The organism is Streptomyces sp. NPDC048504, assembly GCF_043200035.1.
Taxonomy (GTDB): Bacteria; Actinomycetota; Actinomycetes; order Streptomycetales; family Streptomycetaceae; genus Streptomyces.
In genome coordinates this window covers 1-19,867 of sequence record NZ_JBICXA010000009.1, presented here as the reverse complement: position 1 = coordinate 19,867, position 19,867 = coordinate 1, and the positions used below count along the sequence as shown (strand labels likewise).

The following is a 19,867-nucleotide window of genomic DNA, read 5'->3' as shown; positions in this document are numbered from 1 at the left end:
CACGGAACGGAACACGGATCTGCCGTCAGCAGAAGCTCAGCCGGCCACCAGCCGGCTGATGATCAACGCGCGGTCGGCGGCGTGTACTTGTACCCGACCCTCCGCACGGTCTGGATCGCCTTGCGGTGCTCGACGCCCAGCTTGCGGCGCAGCCGCGCGATGTGGACGTCGACGGTACGGCCGTCGCCCACATGCCCGTACCCCCACACCGTGGTGACCAACTGGTCGCGCGTGTGCACCCGGTTGGGGTGCGCCACCAAGTGCGCGAGGAGTTCGAACTCCAGGTACGTCAGGTCGAGTTCCGCGCCGTTCAGCTGGGCGGTGCGCTGCACGGTGTCGATGCGGACGAGCGGTTCGGCCTCGGCGGGGAGGGGCGGGACCGGGTCGGTCCGGGTGAGGTGCGGGCTGTCGGCCGGGATGAGGACGAGGTACCCGACCATCGGCGGCTGCCCCGGCAGCGTGGGCAGCGTGTGCGGAGGCGCGGGCAGCCAGGTGGCGCCCGGAGGCAGGAACTCCGCGACGTCGATCACCTCGTCCCGGTCCACGGCGCGCAGATGGTGCCGTGGGGCGTTCGGGGTGGGGGTGTCGAGCGGGGCGGAGGGGAGAGCGGGGAGGGAATGGATGATCGCCATGAGAAGTCAGCTCTTTCGCGCGAGAGGTTCGTCGAGGGGACGTACGTCGAGTCGCGCAGGCCGGAGGCCGAGGGTGTTTCGGCTTTAGAGGGCCGGCGCGTTCATCGCGCGACAACACACCCGGTCGAAGTCATGGTGCTGACGGGAAGGCCAGAAGGGCTCAAGGTCATGGCGACCCGTCGCTCCGCACTTCTGGTAGTTGCCCATGCGCCCATTGAAGCAGACACACGCCCGCAACAGGACCCTCCTCTCACAGCTTGGACGCTTCCTTGGCGTGAAGCCGACGCCCGGCTCCTCAGCCCACCAGCCGTCTGTGCCAGGTCAGCGGTACGACGTCGATCGCCTTGTCCGGATCGCCGTCCCAGCCGGCGGACAGCCCGGCTCCACGCAGCGCGGCCAGCACCTCGTGCCCGACGGCCGCGGTGGTCTCGGCCGAGCCGTCGAACCCGCCGTAGTGCAGCGCGAGGCCGTATCCCTCGGCGGCGTGCTCGGTGACCTGCTCGTGGAAGAAGACGAAGCCGCGGGCGTCCTCCCGCTCGGCGCCTATCTCCGCGAGGCCGCAGCCCCGGCAGCAGGCGAAGTTCTCCCGGGCCGTGATGCCGCTCGCGTCCAGCGTCTCGAAGGCGCGGCTGATCCGGTCCGGGTCGGTGACGTCCGCCCAGTCCGCCTGCTCGGCCACCCGCTCCAGCCACAACCGGTCCACCAGCAGGGCGGCCTGGGCACGCGACACCGGCCGCTCGTCGCCGTCGACCAGCCACTCCTCGGCGATCTCGGTCAGCACCTTCCGGTCGTCGTAGCCGCAGCGCAGCCGGACCCGGACCCGCTCCTCGACCTTCTCCCGCACCTCGTCCGGCATCTCGGGAACCTCCTCCTGAGGCCCCAGGTCGACCGGCTCCCACGCGACGCCCGCGTCCCACCCGGCCGTCTGCCGTGCCCAGCCGGTCAGGAGATCCGCCACCCGGTCCGCGCCGTCCAGGTTCGTACCGTAGAACTCGTTCCCGCTCAGCCGGTGTTCCAGCCGGAAGTCCCCGCCCTCCTCGTGCCACACCTGCGCGAACACGTCCGGGAGGTCCGGTATCCGCTGCACGACCAGGAAACGGTCGCCGGCGCCGCCGGTCCGCGCCACCAGCCCCCGCAGCCGTAGCGCCGAAATGCGGCTGTGCGTCCGCCCGTTCTCCGTCTCGACCTTGATGGCGAGACCCCCGTCGATCTTCATGTTCCCACGATGGCACGCGCCACTGACAACGCGAAGAGGCGCCCACCACGACGGTGGACGCCTCTCCCTACGAGCGGGGCGGATCAGACCTGGCCGGCCTTCTCCAGCGCGGCGCAGCAGGTGTCGACGATCAGCCGGGTCACCAGGTACGGGTCGACGTTCGCGTTCGGACGGCGGTCCTCGATGTAGCCCTTGCCGTCCTTCTCGACCTGCCACGGGATACGGACCGAGGCACCGCGGTTGGAGACGCCGTAGGAGTACTCGTTCCACGGGGCGGTCTCGTGCAGGCCCGTCAGGCGGTCGTCGATGCCGGCGCCGTAGTGCTTGACGTGGTCGAGGGGCTTGGAGCCCTCGCCGAGGGACTCGCACGCGGTGATGATCGCGTCGTAGCCCTCGCGCATCGCCTTGGTGGAGAAGTTGGTGTGCGCGCCCGCGCCGTTCCAGTCGCCCTTGACCGGCTTGGGGTCGAGGGTCGCGGAGATGCCGAAGTCCTCGGCGGTGCGGTAGAGCAGCCAGCGGGCGATCCACAGGTGGTCGGAGACCTCCAGCGGAGAGACCGGGCCGACCTGGAACTCCCACTGGCCGGGCATGACCTCGGCGTTGATGCCGGAGATCGCGAGACCGGCCTTCAGGCAGTTCTCCAGGTGGGCCTCGACGATCTCGCGGCCGAAGATCTCATCGGCGCCGACACCGCAGTAGTAGCCGCCCTGGGGGGCCGGGAAGCCGCCCTCGGGGAAGCCGAGCGGACGGGCGCCGTCGAAGAAGGTGTACTCCTGCTCGATGCCGAAGATCGGCTCCTGCGCGGCGTACTTCTCGGAGACCTCGACGAGCGCGGCACGCGTGTTGGACTCGTGCGGCGTCATGTCGATCTCCAGGACCTCGCACATGACGAGGATGTCGTCGCCGCCGCGGATCGGGTCCGGGAAGCTGGCGACCGGCTTGAGCACGCGGTCCGAGGAGTGCCCCTCGGCCTGGTTCGTGGACGACCCGTCGAAGCCCCAGATCGGGAGCTCGGCGCCCTTGGCGTCGTCGGCCAGAATCTTCGTCTTGGAACGGAGCTTGGCCGTCGGCTGGGTGCCGTCGATCCAGATGTACTCAGCCTTGAAGGTCACGGGCCACATCCTTCGGGGTGGGTCATTCGTCGCACTTGCGGGTGCTGCGGCGCAGCGGCACTGGAGCGCCGCGATTCATGCCGCGCAGCCTGTCAACATGCGATTTCCCGATCATTGCCCAAGTGTGAACCCCGTGTTACCTGGTGGCGCTGTGTCGCGGTTCACGTGCGCTGCGCACGGCGCACCCTGAGACCGCTGTGAACCCGCTGTTCGCAGTCGCAGACGGGGGCCGCCGTACGGCTCGTATGCGATGGGGTTAGCTCTCGGCGGCGGCCTCGCGGACCCCGGCCAGGAAGCTGCGGATCGCCGCCAACTCCCGGTCGTCGTAGCCCTGGAGCAGTTCTACGGCGCTCCCGATGAGCGGACCGAAGAAGTCCTGCCCGAGTGCGACCGCCCGCTGGTCCACTTCGACCACGGCTTTGCGCCGGTCCCCCTCGCCCCGCACCCGCCGCACGTGCCCGGCCCGCTCCAGCCGGTCGACCAGGGCGGTGGTGCCCGCCGAGTTGAGCCCGAGCGCGCCGCCGAGCCGCCCGGTCGTCATCTCCTCGCCGGCCCGGGCCGCGTCCATGAGGGCGATCAGGGCGCGTACGTCTGTGGGGTGCATGCCGTTCTGGTTCGCGAACCGGGCGCTGTGCAGGCCGAGTTCGACCGCGACGGCCCAGGGACAATGAAGGGGAGGGAGAGGTGAGCGGCATGGGAATCCGCGGCCCGTACGACCCCGACCGCTTCGGGTCCGCCTACGACAAGGTCATGGCGAAGTGGCCCGAGGACCGGGAGGCGGTGACCGTCCCGACGCCGTTCGGGGAGACCTACGTGAATGTGTGCGGACCCGCCGACGGCCGCCCGCTCGTGCTGCTGCCGGGCGGCGGGGGAGCGACCTCGGCGTCCTGGTACGCCCAGGCCGCCGACCTCGCCCGCACCCACCGCGTCCACGCCGTCGACCTGATCGGCGCCCCGGGCCGCAGCGTTCCGGTGGTCGGCCGGAGGCCGCGCACGGTGGCCGATCTGGTGGACTGGCTGGACGCGGTGCTCGACGGGCTGGGGGCGTCGGTCGTGGACCTCGGCGGCCATTCCTACGGCGGCTGGATCGCGCTGCACTACGCACTGCGCGCGCCTGCCCGCGTACGCCGTCTGTTCCTCCTCGACCCGACCCAGTGCTTCGCCGGGTTCGAGACGGCGTACCTGCTGCACGCACTGCCGATGCTGCTCCGGCCCACTCCGCGCCGCGTCCGCGCGTTCCTGGAGTGGGAGACCGGGGGAGTGCCGCTGGACCCCGACTGGCTCCGCCTCCAGGAGGCGGGCGCGGGGTTCCCGTCCGCGAGACCGGTGACCGGTCCCCGTCCGGCGCCCGAGGCGCTGCGCGGGCTGAACGCGTCGGTCCTGCTGCTTCTGGCCGGAAGCAGCAGGACCTGTGACACGCACCTGGTGGCGGCCCGGGCGGGCGGTCTGCTGCCGCGCGTCGAGACGGACATCCTCGCGGACGTCTCGCATCACGCGCTGCCGCATGCCGCGCCGGAGCGACTGGGCCGTCACCTCACCGGTTTTCTGGGACCTTGAGCGTCACCCCACCTTCTGGATCAGAGCGCGGCGGATGAGGAACTTGCCGGGCTCACGGACCTGTTCGAACGCGGCGTTGTTCAGCAGGACACAGCTGCCGGAGACCGACGTCACCTTCACCGTCGTGGACTTGTTGTTGTCCAGGTTGGTGACCTTCAGCGTCGTACCCGCCGGGAACTGGTTGCTCGACGCGGCGGGCGCACCGGCCTCGCCGGAGAGCGTGACGGTCGAGCCGTTGCACACCTGGCTGCCCGCGGCGGCGTTGCCGCCACCGGTGTTGCCCGCCGCCGGAGGGGTCGCGGCAGGGGTGGTCTTGGTGCCCGCGGGCGCCGACTGCGCCGGCTGTGCGACCTGGGAGTCCTGAGCCGACTCCCCAACCGCACAACCGGACGCCTTCTGCTGCACCTTGATCTGCGCGATGACCGCTTCGCGGTTGGCGATCCGCGCGCTCGACTGGGCGTCGGGCGCGGCGCGTTGACCGTCGATGAACTTCTGGTTGTTGCCGAGCGCGGTGGCGAGCCCCTGGCAGACCGTCGAGTTCGCGGCGGACAGCGTCTTGGCGTTCTGCGCCGTCGACTGCGACGCGTTCGACGTGGTGGCCAGCGCGAAGGCCCCGCCGCCCGCGACCGCCGCGGCGGTGACCAGCAGCGCCAGCTTCTTCTTCGTACTGGCAGTTCTCCTGCGCGACATGCGCGTCTCCTGTGGGGTAGGGGAGCGTACGCCGCTATGTACGGGATACCGAACGATGTAACTCAGCGGACACACGAGTCGCATAAGTGACGTGCGTCACAAGGGGATTGGGGCTCAGCGCACCCGATCCCGGTCGGCCAGGAACGACCCGACGGTGCGCATGCGCACCGTCGGCCGGCAGCCGCGTGCGCAACTCCCGGGTGCCGGCGACGAATTGGGGCGCGCTCGACCCCGTACAGGTGGTGCCGCCGCAGCCCCGCCGAAATGAACGGACATCGGCCACATGACCTACCCCTGGGTCGACCCCGGCTGCCGTGACAGCGCGTCCCGTACGGCCTCGTCACTGCGGGCGACCACCGCCGTACCGTCCTCCGCCGTGATGATCGGCCGCTGGATCAGCTTCGGATGCGCGGCGAGCGCCGCCACCCACCGCTCCCGCGAACTCGCGTCCCGCGCCCACGACTTGAGCCCCAATTCCTTGGCCACGGCCTCCTGGGTGCGCGTGATGTCCCACGGTTCGAGCCCGAGCCGCTCCAGTACGTCCCTGATCTCGGCCTCGCTCGGCACGTCCTCCAGATAGCGGCGGACGGTGTACTCGGCCCCTTCGGCGTCGAGCAGACTCACGGCGCTGCGGCACTTGGAACAGGCCGGGTTGATCCAGATCTCCATGGTGTTCACGTTAGGCGAGAGGTGCCCGGTCCGGCCCGGTGGGCGGCTTGGTGGCGCGGACGAGCGCGGAATGCATGCCGTCGGCGACGGGGTGGGTGGGCGTGATCCCGACATCCGTGAACCCGGCCGCTTCGAGACCCTCCCGGTACTCCGTGAAGGACAGGGCCCCGGCGATGCAGCCGACGTAGTCACCGCGTTCGGCGCGCTGCCCGGAGGTGAGGCTGTCGTCGGCGACGACGTCCGAGACGCCGAGACGCCCGCCGGGCTTCAGGACGCGGAAGGTCTCGGCGAAGACGGCCGGCTTGTCGACGGACAGGTTGATCACGCAGTTGGAGATCACGACGTCGACAGTGTCCGCCGGGAGGGGGATCGCCTCGATGGCGCCCTTGAGGAACTCGACGTTGGTCGCGCCCGCCTTCTCGGCGTTGGCCAGGGCGAGTTGGAGCATCTCGTCGGTCATGTCGAGCCCGTACGCCCGGCCGGTGGGGCCCACGCGGCGCGCGGAGAGCAGGACGTCGATGCCGCCGCCGGAGCCGAGGTCGAGGACGCGGTCGCCCTCCCGGAGTTCGGCGACGGCGGTGGGGTTGCCGCAGCCGAGGGAGGCGGCCACGGCTTCGGCGGGCAGGGTGCCGCGTTCGTCGGCGGTGTAGAGGGCGGAACCGAAGATGTCGTCGTCGAAGGTGTCGTCGGTCCCGGCCGGCTGCGGCCCGCAACATCCGGTGCCGCCCTCGGTGACCTGGACGGCCGCGGCGGCGTAGCGACGGCGGACGACTTCGCGCAGGTCGGTGGAGTGCTCGCTCATGTCTGCCTCCTGTATTGATGTTCTTCGATGCAACGTTGCGCCCTGGATCGAAGAATGTCAACATAGAAGAATGTCGAAACAAGTGCTTCAGGTGATCGGTCAGGACGGGGACCCGGCCGGTTCCTGCTGCGGCGGACTGGCGTCCGCACCGCTGGACGACGAGCGCGCGACGGAACTGGCCAAGATGTTCAAGGCCCTCGGGGACCCGGTCCGCCTACGGCTCATGTCGATGATCGCCTCGCGCGGTCAGGGCGGCGAGGTGTGCGTGTGCGAGCTGACGCCCGCCTTCGACCTGGCCCAGCCGACGATCTCCCACCACCTCAAACTCCTGCGCCAGGCCGGTCTGATCGACTGCGAGCGTCGCGGCACGTGGGTGTACTACTGGGTGCTTCCCGACGTCCTGGACCGCCTCGCCGGATTCCTGGTCATCCCGCGGACCGTCGCGGCGCCGGCGTGAGCGTCCCCCTCGGCCGCCGCGCCGCCGCGGAGGCGCTCGGCACCGGACTGCTGGTCGCCGTCGTGGTCGGCTCCGGCATCCAGGCCACCGAGCTGACGCACGACGTCGGCCTGCGACTGCTGGCCAACTCCCTCGCCACCGTCCTCGGCCTGGGCACGCTGATCACCCTGCTCGGGCCGGTCTCCGGCGCGCACTTCAACCCGGCCGTCACCCTTGCGGCCTGGCTCACGGGCCGCCGTACCGGCACCGGACCCTCGCTGCGGGATGTCGCCGTGTACGTGCCCGCGCAGGTGGCCGGGGCGATCGGCGGCGCGGTCGTGGCCGACGCCATGTTCGCGAAGCCGCTGCTGAAGTTCTCCACCCACGACCGGTTCGCCGGACACCTGTGGCTGGGCGAGGTCGTCGCCACGGCGGGGCTGATCCTCCTCGTCCTCGGACTGGAACGCACCGGCCGCCCCCACCTGGCCCCGGCAGCCGTCGCCTCCTACATCGGCGCGGCCTACTGGTTCACGTCCTCGACCTCGTTCGCGAACCCCGCGGTGACCGTTGGCCGCGCCTTCTCCGACACCTTCTCCGGGATCGCCCCCACGTCCGTCCTCCCGTTCATCGCGGCCCAACTGGCGGGCGCGGCCCTCGGACTGACCACCGCGACGCTGCTCTACGGCCGTCCCGCACCGGTCGACGACACGGCCGCGGTCCCGCAACTCGCCCCTTCCTGACCGCCCTCCGCAGACAAGGACTCCCTCCGTGCCACCACCTGCCGCCCCACGCCCGTCCGTCCTGTTCGTCTGTGTCCACAACGCCGGCCGCTCACAGATGGCCGCCGCCTTCCTCACGCACCTCGCGGGCCCGCGCGTCGAGGTCCGTTCCGCCGGATCCGCCCCTGCCGACCAGGTGAACCCCGCGGTTGTCGAGGCGATGGCCGAGGTCGGAATCGACATCGCCGCCGAGACTCCCAAGATCCTCACCACCGAGGCCGTACAGACATCCGACGTGGTGATCACCATGGGGTGCGGTGACACCTGCCCGGTCTTCCCCGGCAAGACCTATCTCGACTGGCAGCTCGACGACCCCGCAGGGCAGGGCGTCGAGGCCGTACGGCCGATCCGGGACGCGATCGAGCGCCGTGTCCGGGGGCTGATCGCGGACGTACTGCCGGCCTGAGGGCCGCTCTGTTCGAATTTGATGCCGCCTCACGCATACCTCCCGGAGCTTGCGTGACACGGTGACAACATCCTTTCCCACCTGGGGATTTGGTGGGCTGTCGGGGTTCGCCTGTTGTCAGTGGCGGGCAGTAAACTGGGAGCAGTGTTCGAGGGTGTCGCCGGGCGGTCCGGACGGCGCCCTGACCGCGACAGGAGGATGTCCGTGCCCGCTGCCGCACTGAAGCCGAAGCCGTTGCCGACCCAGTCCACCGCGAAGCGTTCCGTCCAACTCGACCTGCCCTACGTGCCCGTGGAGAAGCGCCCGCTGCCGCCCGGACGCCCGCGGGACTGGTACGTCACGCACAACCGCCGCCTCAAGGCGATGCGGCTGGCCATCGCCCTGCTCGACTCGGGCGTGTACGTCCCGAACCAGGCGCGCAACGAGACGATCCGCAGCACGGCCGAACTGATCGGCGTCCACGCGCCGTCGGACACGACGTGTCACATGGTGCGGGCGCTGATGCGGTACTCGCGCTGAGGGGTGGCGCCGGGTGCCGTGTGTCTTTTCGGCGCCCGGCGCCGGTGCGAGGGTCCCTGGGGGCTGCCGCCCCCAGACCCCCGCTTCGGCCTGAACGGCCTCGTCCTCAAGCGCCGGACGGGCTGGATGATGCCGGCCGGTGCCCAAAACGCCGGACGGCTGATGGTTCCGGCCCCCGATATCGGCCCCCCTACACCGACAACTCCCGTTCCACCGGCGTCCGGAACCGCGGTGTCACCCGGGTCGCCCCCACCCACCCCCGCAACCGCTCCGCCGCCTCCCCGATCGCGGCCTCCGCCTCCCGCCCGACGTCCGTCCGGTCGAGTACGCGCCACACGATCTCCCCGTCCGGACGCTGGGCCCAGCCCCCCACCACCCGCCCGTCCCACCACACCGTCGGCCCCACGTTGCCGCTGTAGTCGAACAGCGCGGGGCGCAGCTCCGGTGCCAGATACCAGTCCCGGTGCTGCCAGCCCATCGCCGTCGGATCGAGGGCGGGCAGCAGGGCCGCCCACGGCTCCGCGGGACCGGCCAGTGGAGCGAGGTCGCCCGCGGCGACGTACCCCACCCCCTCGTCCAGGGACACCGGCTCCGCGCCGATCGCCGCGAGCGCCCGGCGGACCTCCGTCACCCGCCAGCCCGTCCACCACTTCAGGTCGGCCTCGGTGGCGGGGCCGCATGCCGCGAGCCAGCGCCGCAGCAGGGTCGACTGGGCCTCGGCCACGTCGAGTTCGGCATGTTCCGGCGCCACCGCCCAGCGCAGCTGGCTCGACGTCCAGCCGCCGAGCGGACGGCCCCGTACGACCTTCCCCTCGACCCCCAGCACCCTCAGCAGCCGGGTCGACAAGGTGTGGACGCCCTGGTAGCTCTTCCCGGCGGCGTACACCCACTGTTCCCTCAGCCTCGGCTCGTCCTCCGCGAGTTCGGCCGCCGTCGCCTGCCCGCGCCGGGCCAGTGCGGCGAGCGCCGCCTCCTCGACCTCCTTCAGCCAGACCGCGTCCGGCGCCCCCGCCTTCGCCATGTCCTTGACCAGGGAGGCCCGTTCACGTGCGGCCACGACGATCCCGGTCGAGGCGTGGACGACGGCGGTCAGCTCGGCGGGGAACACGAACACCGTGTGCCGCATGCCGTGCATACGGAGCAGGGTGCGGTCCTCGTACAGGGCGCGGGTGGTCTCCGGGACGGTGAGGGAAGGGTCGGCGAGGCGGGCGCCCACCGCCAGGTACACCGTCGCGGGGTCCGTGCCGTGCAGGGCGACGAGGGAGTCGGCGACGGCCTCGGGGGTGGCCGCGCGGGTGCTGGGGGTGAGGCGGTGGCGGAGGGCAAGGCGGGCCCGGCGCTCGGGGGTGGTGATGTGACGGGGGGTGCGACTCATCTCGACCTCGCCTCGAAGACGTCCACTTCTCGACCGACAGTAAGCGTTCACCCGATCGACGTCCCCGAAATGCACCCCCGTACCGACCCGGTTTCACTGCGAAGCAACAGGCGGTGCCATCCCAGAAGGCGGCGGCATGCAAAGACACGGCACATGACCACCCCGGCCGACCGAGCGGAGCGAGGCCGCGCCGCGCGCAAACGCGTTGCCCGTTCCGCCCACGCCGGCTGGATCCCCGCCGTGGACCGCCCGGACCCCGTAGCCGTACTCGAACGGCAGGGGAGGGACAGACTCTCGGAACTCCTCCCGATCCGGTACGGCCGCATGGCCGCCTCCCCCTTCGCGTTCCTGCGCGGCTCGGCCGCCGTGATGGCCGCCGACCTGGCGTCCCAGCCGCACACCGGCCTCACCGTCCAGCTCTGCGGCGACGCGCACCTCCTCAACTTCGGCCTGTACGCCTCCCCGGAACGCTCCCTGCTCTTCGACCTCAACGACTTCGACGAGACGTTCCCGGGCCCGTTCGAGTGGGACGTGAAGCGCCTCGCCGCAAGCGTGGCCGTCGCCGGCCGCGAGAACGGCCACAGCGACACGAAGGCCCACCGCGCCGCGCTGGAGGCGACAGCCGCGTACCGTACGGCCCTCCGCGGCCTGGCCCGCAAGGGCGAACTGGCCGTCTGGTACGAGCGGATCGACGCCGACAGCCTGCTGCCGCTGGTGCGCTCCAGCCGCCATCGCCACCGGGTGGAGTCCAGCCTCACCCGGGCCCGCCGCCGCACCAGCCTGCACGCCGTGGGCAAACTGACCGAGACCGTCGACGGCCGCCGCCGTATCGTCCACGACCCGCCGCTCCTGGAACCGGCCGGCGCCGCCGACATGGCCTCCCTGCGCAAGATCTTCAGCGACTACCGTTCCACGCTCTCCGAGGAACGCCGCCTCCTCCTCGACCGCTACCGCTTCGTCGACGCGGCCCGCAAGGTCGTCGGCGTCGGCAGCGTGGGCACCCGCTGCTTCATCGTGCTGCTCGCAGGGCGCGACCAGGACGACCCGCTGTTCCTGCAGATCAAGGAGGCGCGGAAGTCCGTACTGGAAGAGCACCTGCCGAACGGCCCCTACGTCCACCCCGGCCACCGGGTCGTAGCGGGCCAGCGCCTCCTCCAGGCGGCCAGCGACATCTTCCTCGGCTGGATGACGGGACCGCAGGGCCGCGCCTTCTACTGGCGCCAGCTCCGCGACATGAAGGGCTCCGCCGACGTCGTCGGCATGGGCCCGGGGGCCCTCACGGCCTACGCCCGCCTCTGCGGCACCGCCCTCGCCCGAGCCCACGCCCGCTCCGGCGACCGCGTCGCCATCGCCGCCTACCTGGGCAGCACCGACACCTTCGAACGCGCCGTGGCGGACTTCGCCCTGTCCTACGCCACCCAGACGACCGCCGACCACGCCGCTCTCGGCGCGGCCGTGGCGGCAGGCGTGGTCTCGGCGGCACCGGGCATCTGACCGCCCGTAGAAAAAGAAGATGCACACCGAGTGACCGACTCCCTACGCTGGAGACGCATTGCGGAGCAGGTCACCACCGTTTCACGCAGGGCCGGCGTCACCCTGCGGAGTCGGCGCTAGTCTCGTTCGCACCCAACCCACCGGCGGTCGGCCGCCTACCCCAGCGCCCTGTCGGGACAGTGTTCATACCGCTCGGACATCACCACACCCACGCCCACGGAGGCCCGTCATGGGCACCATCGTCCTTTCCGGGACCGTCGTCCTGGTCGTCCTGGGATTCGGAAACCACGTCTGGTGGCTCGCCGCCGTCGCCGTGCTCTTCCTCTACGTCCAGTACGGCAGGGACTCGACGTCGTCCACGTCATCCTCATCGTCCACGTCGTCCTCGTCGGGCGGCGGTTCCTCCTCGGGAAGCACCCCGTCGAGCTACCGCGCGTACCGCGACCGCCGTGACAAGCAGGCCAAGTGGGAGCGCCGGTACCAGCGCGAGCGCCCCCTGGAGTCGCGTCGGCAGGCGCGCGAGAAGAGCAAGTAGGAGAAGAAGCGCACGTAAGGGTCCGGGGCGCCCGTCACAACCCGGGGGCGCCCCACACCGGGAACCACCGGCTCAGGTCCTGCTCGATCCGCAGGTCGTTGCCGAGCATCGACTTGACCTGGAGTTCCAGCGCGCTGTCGCGCCGCTGACCGTCACCGGCCAGCGGCGCGAACGGGAAGAACGTCCCGCGCTTGTACAGATAGACCAGCGCCAGCCGCCGGCCACTGTCATCCTCGAACCCGGCCAGCGAGCACAGCAGTTGAGGCCCGAAGCCGTTGGCCTCCATCGCGCTGTTCACCGCGTGCAGATCGTTCACCAGCGACGACAGCTGATCCGGTGTCCGGCGCGAGACCAGCCACGAGTAGCCGTAGGCGTCCTGGGCCAGCTCCACCGGCGGACCAGTGCGTTCCGCGTCCGCGTCCAGCAGTGCCTGGACCTCCCGGTGCGTCTGCTCGAACGCCCCGCCCTCCACCGTCGCGAAGCACACCGCACCGCGCCCGGTCGGCCGGAACCCGGCCGCCGCCTCCAGCGTCACCGCCGCCGAGGGCAGCGCGAACAGCTGGTCGAGATCGGGAGCGACCGGTTTCGTACGGCCGAGCAGGATGTCCAGCAACCCCATCCTCAGTCCGCCTTCCCGATACCGGGCACCGCCGCCTCACCCAACTCGGCGGAGATCCGCCCCAGTTGGTCGAGCCGCTGCTCCAGGCTCGGGTGGGTCGAGAAGAACCGCGAGATACCGGGCTCGGCGCCGTTCGCCGGGCTGAAGTAGAAGGCGTTGAAGGCCTGCGCGGTCCGCAGGTCCTTGGTCGGAATCCGGGCGATGTCGCCGTCGACCTTGGTGAGCGCGGACGCCAGCGCCGAGGGCTTGCCGGTGAGCAGCGCCGCCGCCCGGTCCGCCGCCAGCTCCCGGTACCGGGACAAGGCCCTGATCAGCAGGAAGCTGATCGCGTAGACGGCCGCCGAGATGCCCATGATCCCGGCGAACACGGCGAGCGTGTTCTGGTCTTTCCGCCCCCGGAAGATCTGCGAGTAGAACGCGAACCGCACCATCAGCCCGGCGAGCACCCCGAGGAACGACGCCACCGTGATCACGGCCACGTCCTTGTGCGCCACGTGCGACAGTTCGTGCGCGAGCACACCCTCCAGCTCGGCCGGCTCCAGCCGCCGCAGCAGACCGGTGGTCACGCAGATGACGGCGTGGTCGGCGTTCCGCCCGGTGGCGAAGGCGTTGGGCATATCAATGTCCGACACGGCGACGACGGGCTTGGGCATGTCGGCCACGGCACACAGCCGGTCGATCACACCGTGCAGCTCGGGATACTCCTCCCGCTCCACGATCCGCCCGTGCATCGCGTACAGCGCGATCCGGTCGGAGAACCAGTACTGCGCGACGAGCAGCCCGCCCGCCAGCACCACGACCAGCACCCAGGACTTCAGCAACACGATCAGCGCGGCCACGAACGCCACGTACAACAGCCCGAGCAGGAACAGCGTCAGACCCATACGTACGGTCAACCGCCGGTCGCTCCGGAAGCGGCTCTGCATCTGCCATCACCCCGCAGTCAGGCACTCGTCCCACCGCCCAGTGTGCACCCGCGCCTTCCCATGAAGTGGTCCCGATCGGCCCTAGGCGGAGCAAAAGGTCCCTGAGAATCCGCTGAGCGCGCGGGGGCGCAGGTCAGCCGCCGAGCCCGGCCTCCCACAGCCGCCGCGTCAGCACGTACTCGCTGAACAGATGCCGGGCCCGCCCGAGCAGCTCACCCACCTCGGCGTCCCCGGGCGTCATCCCCTCCTCCAGATGCCACCGCTGCACCACCTGCGCACCCCAGGCCCGCAACCGCTCATCCGGATCATCAAGCACGGCCACGGCGGCCCGCAGCCGCACGATCCCGCCCCGCGCGTCCAACAGCCGGAACGCGCCGACGCGCACATGCCGGGGCCACCCGCCGGCGAACCGTTCCATGAGTGGCCCGTCCGGCACCAGCCCGGCCGACGGCAACAGCGCGAGCGTCGCCTCCCGCACGACCCCGGGCGCCGGATCGTCGAGCAACGGCAGCATCCGCCGTACGTCCACGACGTCCAGCACCCGCAGCCCGGCCACGGCCCGCGCCCGCACGGCGGCACGCGGATGCGAGACGAGCGGCCACAACAAAGCCGCATCCCGCCGCTCCCCACACTCGGCAAGCCCGATCACGGCCCCCGGCGCGGGCTCCGCCGCACGGCACCAGGCCCGGTACAACGCCAACGGATCGCCCCCACCCTGCCGCACGACATACCGAGCACAGGCCCGCACGACCCCCGACCGATCCCCGAGAAACCCCTCGGCCCGCCCCGGCTGCCCCGCCGCCCGCAACGCGGTGACGCCAGTCGCCCGGGCACGCGGATTCCGCGCCCCGAGCAGCGGTTCGAGCACCTCGTCGTAGCCGCCCGTCTTCGCTACGGCGGCCAGCGCGGCCTCCGCACACAGGTTCTGTACGACGGCGTCGGTGTCCCGGGCGGCGGCGCGGGCGAGTTCGGCGGGGGAGAGGAGGCCTCCTCGACCGCGATCCGGTGGACGTGACGACGCACGGTACGGTCCGCGTCGGTGAAGAGGGGAGCGAGCTGTTCGCGGGACGCCCGGCGCAGCACCTCGTCGAGCAGCTCGATGGCGAAGGCACCCCGCCCCCGCCGCCCGAAGAGCAGAATCAGCGGCGCGAGCGCGACGCCGGTATCCACGTCGAGAGCCGCACGGAGCAACTCCCGTGCCCGCTCCCGCACTTGCCCGACCCAGTCGGCACACCGCACGACGACCAGTGGCAGCAACGCCGGTTCCCCGACGGCCTGTTGGAGCGCCGCCTCCCGCATCCTGCCGTCGCGGTGGCACAGGTCGATCGCGAGCCGAGGCTGAGCAAGGCCGGAGGGCGCGTACGACTCACGCCGCAACGCCTCGTCCAGCCGAAGCCACGCGAGGGGATCCCCAAGATCGATCTTCTCGCCCATCTCTAGTACGGCGCCCGGAAGTTGACGTACCCCAACAACACGATGACCGCGACGACACTCCCCAGCACGACCACCGTCGATATCCACGAAGACCGCCGCGGCCCCACCCCCTCGGGCTCACCCCGGAACGGCACCGGCCCCGGAGGGTTCTCCTTCCAGCGGGCCGCGAGCATCCGGGCCCGCGCGGAGGGCTCCTTGTGCTCGGCGTTGTCGGCCCACTTGAGGTCGAACTCGCGCTCCTCGTCGCCCTGTTGTTGTCCCATCCCCGTTGCCCCTCCCGGAAAACAGTCTGCGTACGACGGTGCCCCCGCCTCTCCGAAGAGAGACGGGGGCACCCGACGATCGGTTCGATCGGTTGGATCACACGTCGAAGTACAGCTCGAACTCGTGCGGGTGCGGACGCAGCTGCAGCGGGGCGATCTCGTTCGTGCGCTTGAAGTCGATCCACGTCTCGATCAGGTCGGACGTGAAGACGTCGCCCGCGAGGAGGAACTCGTGGTCGGCCTCAAGGCGGTCGAGGACGGCCGGGAGGGACGTCGGGACCTGGGCGACGCCCGCGTGCTCCTCGGGGGCCAGCTCGTAGAGGTCCTTGTCGATCGGCTCGGCCGGCTCGATCTTGTTCTTGATGCCGTCCAGGCCCGCGAGGAGCAGGGCGGAGAAGGCGAGGTACGGGTTGCCGGAGGAGTCGGGCGCGCGGAACTCGACGCGCTTGGCCTTCGGGTTGGAGCCCGTGATCGGGATACGCATCGCGGCGGAGCGGTTGCGCTGCGAGTACACCAGGTTGACCGGCGCCTCGAAGCCCGGCACCAGGCGGTGGTACGAGTTCACCGTCGGGTTGGTGAACGCGAGCAGCGACGGGGCGTGCTTGAGGATGCCGCCGATGTAGTAGCGGGCGAGGTCCGACAGACCCGCGTAGCCGGCCTCGTCGTAGAAGAGCGGGGAGCCGCCCGCCCACAGCGAGGAGTGGACGTGCATGCCCGAGCCGTTGTCGCCGAAGATCGGCTTCGGCATGAAGGTCGCGGTCTTGCCGTTGCGCCAGGCCACGTTCTTCACGATGTACTTGAAGAGCTGGAGGTCGTCGGCCGCGGCGAGCAGCGTGTTGAACTTGTAGTTGATCTCGGCCTGGCCGGCGGTGCCCACCTCGTGGTGCTGGCGCTCGACCTGGAGGCCGGACGCGGCCAGCTCCAGGGAGATCTCCGCACGCAGGTCGGCGAAGTGGTCGACCGGCGGGGTCGGGAAGTAACCGCCCTTGTAGCGGACCTTGTAGCCGCGGTTGTCCTCGACCGCACCGGTGTTCCAGGCGCCGGCCTCGGAGTCGATGTGGTAGAAGCTCTCGTTCGACTTGGTCTCGAAGCGCACGCTGTCGAAGACGTAGAACTCGGCCTCGGGACCGAAGTACGCGGTGTCGGCGATGCCGGTGGAGGCGAGGTACGCCTCCGCCTTCTTGGCCACGTTGCGCGGGTCACGGGAGTACTGCTCGCCCGTGATCGGGTCGTGGATGAAGAAGTTGATGTTGACCGTCTTGTCGCGGCGGAAGGGGTCCACACGCGCGGTCGACAGGTCGGCGCGGAGCGCCATGTCGGACTCGTGGATGGCCTGGAAGCCGCGGATCGAGGAGCCGTCGAAGGCGAGTTCCTCGTCCGGGTCGAAGGCCGTCGCCGGCAGCGTGAAGTGCTGCATCACACCCGGCAGATCGCAGAATCGGACGTCGACGAACTTGACGTCCTCGTCCGCGATGAACTTCTTGGCCTCGTCGGCGTTCTGGAACATCCAGCTCCTCCTACTCCCGACCGTCCGTGCCGGGGTGGTAGTTCGTTCGTGCGGCCAGTGCGGTGGCACACGCTGGACCCGACCTTAGGGACGGGGGATTTCTCAAGCGTGACCCATTTGTTTCGCCCAAGTTAACCGGTCTTGGGCCCGCCGGCCCCTCCTGTCCGCATGGCAGAACGCGGGCAGTACCGTGGACGGGTGGACAACAGGGATGCAATCGGCTCATGGCTCTCCGGGCCCCGTGAGGCCGCGGAGCGGGCAGGTGTCGACTTCGGCTACCGCGGTGAGCAGCTGGGCCTGCCCGAGGACGGCCCCGGCTCGATCGCCCGCCCGGGCCGCCGGCTCGGCGCCCTCGCCGTCGACTGGGCCCTGTGCCTGTTGATCGCATACGGCCTGCTCACCCACGGCTACAAGCCGGGTGCGACCGGCAACTGGGCCCTCCTCGTCTTCTTCGTCCTCAGCGCCCTCACGGTCGGCACGATCGGCTTCACCCCGGGCAAGCGCCTCTTCGGCCTCCGCGTGTACGCCCTCGACACCGGCCGCCCCAACCCCCTCCGCACCCTGCTTCGCACCGCCCTCCTCTGCATCGCGATCCCGGCCCTGATCTGGGACCGGGACGGGCGCGGCCTGCACGACCGGTTCGCGCGCACGGTGGAAGTCCGGATCTGAGAGGCCGTAGAGAAAGTAGTCGTACGACGATGGGGGCGCCCGGAGCGATCCGGGGCGCCCCCTTTGCCGCGCCGGGTGGGTGACGGTCGGCCGGTCGCGGCCCGGGATGCGGTCGTCGGGGTCCGCTGCCGGTGACACTGTCGCCGTTCCCGACGGAGGTGGTGGCCAGGATGCCGCAAGGCGACAAGTCGACGATCGTGACCCGGGCGCCGGGGGTCGCCGAGATCGCGGCCCGGCACACGGACGAGGCGGAGACCGCGCGCAGGCTCTCCCCGGAGGTGGTCCAGGCGGTGCTGGACGCCGGGTTCGCGCGGCACTTCGTACCGGTTGCCCATGGCGGCGAGGCCGGTGGTTTCTCCGAACTGACCTCGGCGGTCGGCCTGGTGGGGGAGGGCTGCACGTCGGCGGCGTGGGCGGCTTCGCTGGCCGCGTACGCCGGGCGCTACGCGGCGTTCCTGCCCGCCGAGGGCCAGGCGGAGATCTGGGCGGACGGTCCCGACGCCCTGCTGGCCGGCGCGCTCATGCCGTCCGGCAAGGCGGAGTCCGTGGCAGGCGGCTGGCTGCTGAGCGGTGAGTGGAAGTACATCAGCGGGGTGCACTTCGCCGACTGGGCACTGGCCTGTGCGGCGGTACCTGCGGAGGGCCCGGTGGATCCCGACGCGCGGCCCGAGGTGCGGTTCTTCGCCGTGCCGCGGGCGGACTTCTCGATCGAGGACAGCTGGTTCACCGTGGGGATGCGCGGGACGGGCAGCGACACCCTGGTCCTCTCCGACGCCTTCGTGCCCGAACACCGCACCCTGGCCCGCTCGGTGGTGCACGCGGGCCAGGCCCCCGCCTCGGACGCCCGCTGCCACATCGTCCCGATGCACGCCGTGAACGCCCTGCCGTTCGCCGCCCCGCTGGTCGGTGCGGCCAGGGGCGCCCTGCGGGCCTGGATCGCGCGGACCGGTGCGCGCGTCGACCGCCGCGGGCAGGCGGTGGGCGAGAAGCCCTCGACCCAGGTCGCGCTGGCCCGCTCGGCCGCCGAGGTGGACGCCGCCGAACTCCTGATCCTGCGTACGGCGGCGATCGCCGACGGCACGGAGGAAAACCCACCGGGCGGTGAGGCCGCGGTCCGGGGCGCCCGGGACCTGGCACTGGCGGTGGAACTCCTGGTCTCGGCGGTGGACCGCGTCTTCCGCGCCAGCGGCACATCCGGGCAGTCCTCGTCCGACCCGGTGCAGCGGTTCTGGCGCGACGTGAACAGCGCGGCCTCGCACGTCGCGCTCTCCTTCGAGACGACGGGCGCGGCCTACGGCGCCTGGGCACTGTCCGGCGAGGAGCAGCGGGCGGGCGCCGTGCGCTGACCGGCCGGCTCCGGCTGCCCTGTGCTGGGCGGGTTCCGCCTGCTGTGCGCAAGGTGGGCCCCAGTTACCGGTCGCCGATCGGGCACCGCCCCGGTTGCCGGTCCCCGGCGCTGCCCGCATAGTCGATCTGGACCCGGGTGGCGGTCCCGATCACTGTCGGTGAGCCGCGTCCGTGGCTGCCCCGAGGCTGCTGAACCCGCGGTGGCCTCCGCGAGGCCCGACAGGTGGTGCACCGTCATGCCGGAGCGTCAGGAAGTACTGGAGACAGCACGCGCGACCGTGGCGCCCGAGGAGTTCCGGGCCGCGATGGCCCGCTTCCCCTCCGGTGTCGTGGTCGTCACCACGTGCGGCGAGGACGGAACCCCGCGCGGCTTCACCGCCAGCTCCTTCTGTTCGGTCTCGCTGGAGCCGCCGATGGTTCTGGTCTGTCTGGCGAACTCCGCCGACTCGGCGCCGTCGTTCGGGCACTGCGACCGCTTCGCCGTGAGCGTGCTGGCCCCGGCTCACCGCCCGCTCGCCGTGCGCTTCGCGACCAAGGGCACCGACAAGTTCGCCTCCGGCGGCCTGCGCACCAGTCCCGACGGCCTGCCCACCGTCGACCGCGCCCTGTCCGAGCTGGACTGCACCGCACACGCACGTCACCCGGCCGGTGACCACACGGTCCTGATCGGCCGGGTGACGGGAGTGCGGCTGGGGGAGGGGTCCCCGATGGTGTATTACGACCGGGGGTTCAGGACCCTGGCCTGACCGTGGCCGGCTTACGACGGAGGGGGGGGGGGGGGGGGGGGGGGGGGGGCCCCCCCCCGGGCGCAATATGGGTGGGGGGGGGGCGGGGGGGGGCGCGGCCCCCCCCCGGGGCGGGCGAGGGGACGGGCGCGGGG

General features: G+C 71.2%; 21 protein-coding genes and 2 pseudogenes. 10 read left to right on the top strand and 13 right to left on the bottom strand.

The window, feature by feature from the left end:
• Positions 1 to 62 precede the first annotated feature (62 nt).
• The 4 genes and pseudogenes from ACGFY9_RS22745 to ACGFY9_RS22730 form a co-directional block, all read right to left on the bottom strand.
• A complete protein-coding gene (locus tag ACGFY9_RS22745) occupies positions 63 to 632 on the bottom strand; it encodes a winged helix-turn-helix domain-containing protein (protein ID WP_393756748.1) in 570 nt (189 codons plus the stop codon).
• 295 nt (positions 633 to 927) lie between these two features.
• Entirely contained in the window at positions 928 to 1,848 is a 921-nt protein-coding gene (locus ACGFY9_RS22740; protein ID WP_393756746.1) for a DUF6891 domain-containing protein, read from the bottom strand.
• A gap of 83 nt (positions 1,849 to 1,931) precedes the next feature.
• Positions 1,932 to 2,960: a glutamine synthetase gene (gene glnII / locus ACGFY9_RS22735; RefSeq protein WP_033284207.1), complete on the bottom strand. Its 1,029-nt coding sequence runs from the start codon at positions 2,958 to 2,960 to the stop codon at positions 1,932 to 1,934.
• A 256-nt stretch (positions 2,961 to 3,216) separates the two neighbouring features.
• Positions 3,217 to 3,633 (bottom strand): annotated as a pseudogene (locus ACGFY9_RS22730) (MarR family winged helix-turn-helix transcriptional regulator); the annotation flags it as partial.
• A gap of 20 nt (positions 3,634 to 3,653) precedes the next feature.
• Between ACGFY9_RS22730 and ACGFY9_RS22725 the strand changes: the two are divergent.
• On the top strand, positions 3,654 to 4,517 hold the full coding sequence (locus ACGFY9_RS22725) for an alpha/beta fold hydrolase (RefSeq protein WP_393757400.1): 864 nt from the start codon (positions 3,654 to 3,656) through the stop codon (positions 4,515 to 4,517).
• 3 nt (positions 4,518 to 4,520) lie between these two features.
• On the opposite strand, the gene ACGFY9_RS22720 is transcribed toward ACGFY9_RS22725, so the two are convergent.
• From ACGFY9_RS22720 to arsM, 3 genes are all read right to left on the bottom strand, one after another.
• Positions 4,521 to 5,207 (bottom strand): hypothetical protein, encoded by a 687-nt coding sequence (locus tag ACGFY9_RS22720; RefSeq protein ID WP_393756744.1) that lies wholly within the window; start codon positions 5,205 to 5,207, stop codon positions 4,521 to 4,523.
• 288 nt (positions 5,208 to 5,495) lie between these two features.
• A complete protein-coding gene (locus ACGFY9_RS22715) occupies positions 5,496 to 5,876 on the bottom strand; it encodes an arsenate reductase family protein (protein WP_393756742.1) in 381 nt (126 codons plus the stop codon).
• Between the two features lie 10 nt (positions 5,877 to 5,886).
• The gene (gene arsM, locus ACGFY9_RS22710; RefSeq protein ID WP_393756740.1) at positions 5,887 to 6,678 is read right to left on the bottom strand and encodes an arsenite methyltransferase; all 792 of its coding nucleotides are present in this window, start codon (positions 6,676 to 6,678) and stop codon (positions 5,887 to 5,889) included.
• Between the two features lie 70 nt (positions 6,679 to 6,748).
• Here arsM and ACGFY9_RS22705 point away from each other — a divergent pair, with 70 nt between their 5' ends.
• From ACGFY9_RS22705 to ACGFY9_RS22690, 4 genes are all read left to right on the top strand, one after another.
• Complete coding sequence (locus ACGFY9_RS22705; protein WP_393756738.1) at positions 6,749 to 7,135, top strand: ArsR/SmtB family transcription factor; 387 nt, start codon at positions 6,749 to 6,751, stop codon at positions 7,133 to 7,135.
• A complete protein-coding gene (locus tag ACGFY9_RS22700; protein WP_393756736.1) occupies positions 7,132 to 7,854 on the top strand; it encodes an aquaporin in 723 nt (240 codons plus the stop codon). Before ACGFY9_RS22705 ends, ACGFY9_RS22700 begins: the two co-directional genes overlap by 4 nt.
• Positions 7,855 to 7,951: 97 nt before the next feature.
• Positions 7,952 to 8,299: an arsenate reductase ArsC gene (locus tag ACGFY9_RS22695; RefSeq protein WP_393757398.1), complete on the top strand. Its 348-nt coding sequence runs from the start codon at positions 7,952 to 7,954 to the stop codon at positions 8,297 to 8,299.
• A 204-nt stretch (positions 8,300 to 8,503) separates the two neighbouring features.
• Positions 8,504 to 8,818, top strand: coding sequence for a hypothetical protein (locus tag ACGFY9_RS22690; RefSeq protein ID WP_033284269.1), 315 nt, complete (start codon positions 8,504 to 8,506; stop codon positions 8,816 to 8,818).
• Positions 8,819 to 9,008: 190 nt separating this feature from the next.
• On the opposite strand, the gene ACGFY9_RS22685 is transcribed toward ACGFY9_RS22690, so the two are convergent.
• Positions 9,009 to 10,193, bottom strand: coding sequence for a winged helix DNA-binding domain-containing protein (locus ACGFY9_RS22685; protein ID WP_393756734.1), 1,185 nt, complete (start codon positions 10,191 to 10,193; stop codon positions 9,009 to 9,011).
• A 153-nt stretch (positions 10,194 to 10,346) separates the two neighbouring features.
• On the opposite strand from ACGFY9_RS22685, the gene ACGFY9_RS22680 reads away from it, so the two are divergent.
• Positions 10,347 to 11,687, top strand: coding sequence for a DUF2252 domain-containing protein (locus ACGFY9_RS22680; RefSeq protein WP_393756732.1), 1,341 nt, complete (start codon positions 10,347 to 10,349; stop codon positions 11,685 to 11,687).
• A 229-nt stretch (positions 11,688 to 11,916) separates the two neighbouring features.
• Complete coding sequence (locus tag ACGFY9_RS22675) at positions 11,917 to 12,222, top strand: hypothetical protein (protein WP_393756730.1); 306 nt, start codon at positions 11,917 to 11,919, stop codon at positions 12,220 to 12,222.
• Between the two features lie 34 nt (positions 12,223 to 12,256).
• Here ACGFY9_RS22675 and ACGFY9_RS22670 read toward each other — a convergent pair whose 3' ends face one another.
• From ACGFY9_RS22670 to glnA, 5 genes and pseudogenes are all read right to left on the bottom strand, one after another.
• Positions 12,257 to 12,841 carry a hypothetical protein gene (locus ACGFY9_RS22670; protein WP_393756728.1) on the bottom strand — a complete coding sequence of 195 codons (585 nt, stop codon included), beginning with the start codon at positions 12,839 to 12,841 and terminating at the stop codon, positions 12,257 to 12,259.
• 2 nt (positions 12,842 to 12,843) lie between these two features.
• The gene (gene htpX / locus ACGFY9_RS22665) at positions 12,844 to 13,767 is read right to left on the bottom strand and encodes a zinc metalloprotease HtpX (RefSeq protein WP_393756726.1); all 924 of its coding nucleotides are present in this window, start codon (positions 13,765 to 13,767) and stop codon (positions 12,844 to 12,846) included.
• Between the two features lie 133 nt (positions 13,768 to 13,900).
• Positions 13,901 to 15,201 (bottom strand): annotated as a pseudogene (locus tag ACGFY9_RS22660) (hypothetical protein).
• A 2-nt stretch (positions 15,202 to 15,203) separates the two neighbouring features.
• On the bottom strand, positions 15,204 to 15,464 hold the full coding sequence (locus ACGFY9_RS22655; protein WP_393756724.1) for a hypothetical protein: 261 nt from the start codon (positions 15,462 to 15,464) through the stop codon (positions 15,204 to 15,206).
• A gap of 97 nt (positions 15,465 to 15,561) precedes the next feature.
• On the bottom strand, positions 15,562 to 16,971 hold the full coding sequence (gene glnA, locus ACGFY9_RS22650) for a type I glutamate--ammonia ligase (protein WP_393756722.1): 1,410 nt from the start codon (positions 16,969 to 16,971) through the stop codon (positions 15,562 to 15,564).
• A gap of 198 nt (positions 16,972 to 17,169) precedes the next feature.
• On the opposite strand from glnA, the gene ACGFY9_RS22645 reads away from it, so the two are divergent.
• The 3 genes from ACGFY9_RS22645 (at position 17,170) to ACGFY9_RS22635 (ending at position 19,733) form a co-directional block, all read left to right on the top strand.
• Positions 17,170 to 17,640, top strand: a complete 471-nt coding sequence (locus tag ACGFY9_RS22645) for an RDD family protein (protein ID WP_019064483.1) — start codon at positions 17,170 to 17,172, stop codon at positions 17,638 to 17,640.
• Between the two features lie 170 nt (positions 17,641 to 17,810).
• Positions 17,811 to 18,986 (top strand): acyl-CoA dehydrogenase family protein, encoded by a 1,176-nt coding sequence (locus tag ACGFY9_RS22640; RefSeq protein ID WP_393756720.1) that lies wholly within the window; start codon positions 17,811 to 17,813, stop codon positions 18,984 to 18,986.
• Positions 18,987 to 19,223: 237 nt separating this feature from the next.
• Positions 19,224 to 19,733 (top strand): flavin reductase family protein, encoded by a 510-nt coding sequence (locus ACGFY9_RS22635; RefSeq protein ID WP_393756718.1) that lies wholly within the window; start codon positions 19,224 to 19,226, stop codon positions 19,731 to 19,733.
• Positions 19,734 to 19,867: the final 134 nt, after the last annotated feature.

Excerpts from the sequence above, each read along its gene's own strand:
- ACGFY9_RS22680 (WP_393756732.1), top strand. The coding sequence starts at position 10,347 with ATGACCACCCCGGCCGACCGAGCGGAGCGAGGCCGCGCCGCGCGCAAA.
- ACGFY9_RS22720 (WP_393756744.1), bottom strand. The coding sequence starts at position 5,207 with ATGTCGCGCAGGAGAACTGCCAGTACGAAGAAGAAGCTGGCGCTGCTG.
- ACGFY9_RS22655 (WP_393756724.1), bottom strand. The coding sequence starts at position 15,464 with ATGGGACAACAACAGGGCGACGAGGAGCGCGAGTTCGACCTCAAGTGG.
- ACGFY9_RS22685 (WP_393756734.1), bottom strand. The coding sequence starts at position 10,193 with ATGAGTCGCACCCCCCGTCACATCACCACCCCCGAGCGCCGGGCCCGC.
- glnA (WP_393756722.1), bottom strand. The coding sequence starts at position 16,971 with ATGTTCCAGAACGCCGACGAGGCCAAGAAGTTCATCGCGGACGAGGAC.
- ACGFY9_RS22740 (WP_393756746.1), bottom strand. The coding sequence starts at position 1,848 with ATGAAGATCGACGGGGGTCTCGCCATCAAGGTCGAGACGGAGAACGGG.
- ACGFY9_RS22675 (WP_393756730.1), top strand. The coding sequence starts at position 11,917 with ATGGGCACCATCGTCCTTTCCGGGACCGTCGTCCTGGTCGTCCTGGGA.
- ACGFY9_RS22695 (WP_393757398.1), top strand. The coding sequence starts at position 7,952 with ATGGCCGCCGCCTTCCTCACGCACCTCGCGGGCCCGCGCGTCGAGGTC.
- ACGFY9_RS22635 (WP_393756718.1), top strand. The coding sequence starts at position 19,224 with ATGCCGGAGCGTCAGGAAGTACTGGAGACAGCACGCGCGACCGTGGCG.
- ACGFY9_RS22745 (WP_393756748.1), bottom strand. The coding sequence starts at position 632 with ATGGCGATCATCCATTCCCTCCCCGCTCTCCCCTCCGCCCCGCTCGAC.
- ACGFY9_RS22705 (WP_393756738.1), top strand. The coding sequence starts at position 6,749 with ATGTCGAAACAAGTGCTTCAGGTGATCGGTCAGGACGGGGACCCGGCC.
- ACGFY9_RS22725 (WP_393757400.1), top strand. The coding sequence starts at position 3,654 with ATGGGAATCCGCGGCCCGTACGACCCCGACCGCTTCGGGTCCGCCTAC.
- ACGFY9_RS22670 (WP_393756728.1), bottom strand. The coding sequence starts at position 12,841 with ATGGGGTTGCTGGACATCCTGCTCGGCCGTACGAAACCGGTCGCTCCC.
- htpX (WP_393756726.1), bottom strand. The coding sequence starts at position 13,767 with ATGCAGAGCCGCTTCCGGAGCGACCGGCGGTTGACCGTACGTATGGGT.
- ACGFY9_RS22640 (WP_393756720.1), top strand. The coding sequence starts at position 17,811 with ATGCCGCAAGGCGACAAGTCGACGATCGTGACCCGGGCGCCGGGGGTC.
- ACGFY9_RS22715 (WP_393756742.1), bottom strand. The coding sequence starts at position 5,876 with ATGGAGATCTGGATCAACCCGGCCTGTTCCAAGTGCCGCAGCGCCGTG.
- arsM (WP_393756740.1), bottom strand. The coding sequence starts at position 6,678 with ATGAGCGAGCACTCCACCGACCTGCGCGAAGTCGTCCGCCGTCGCTAC.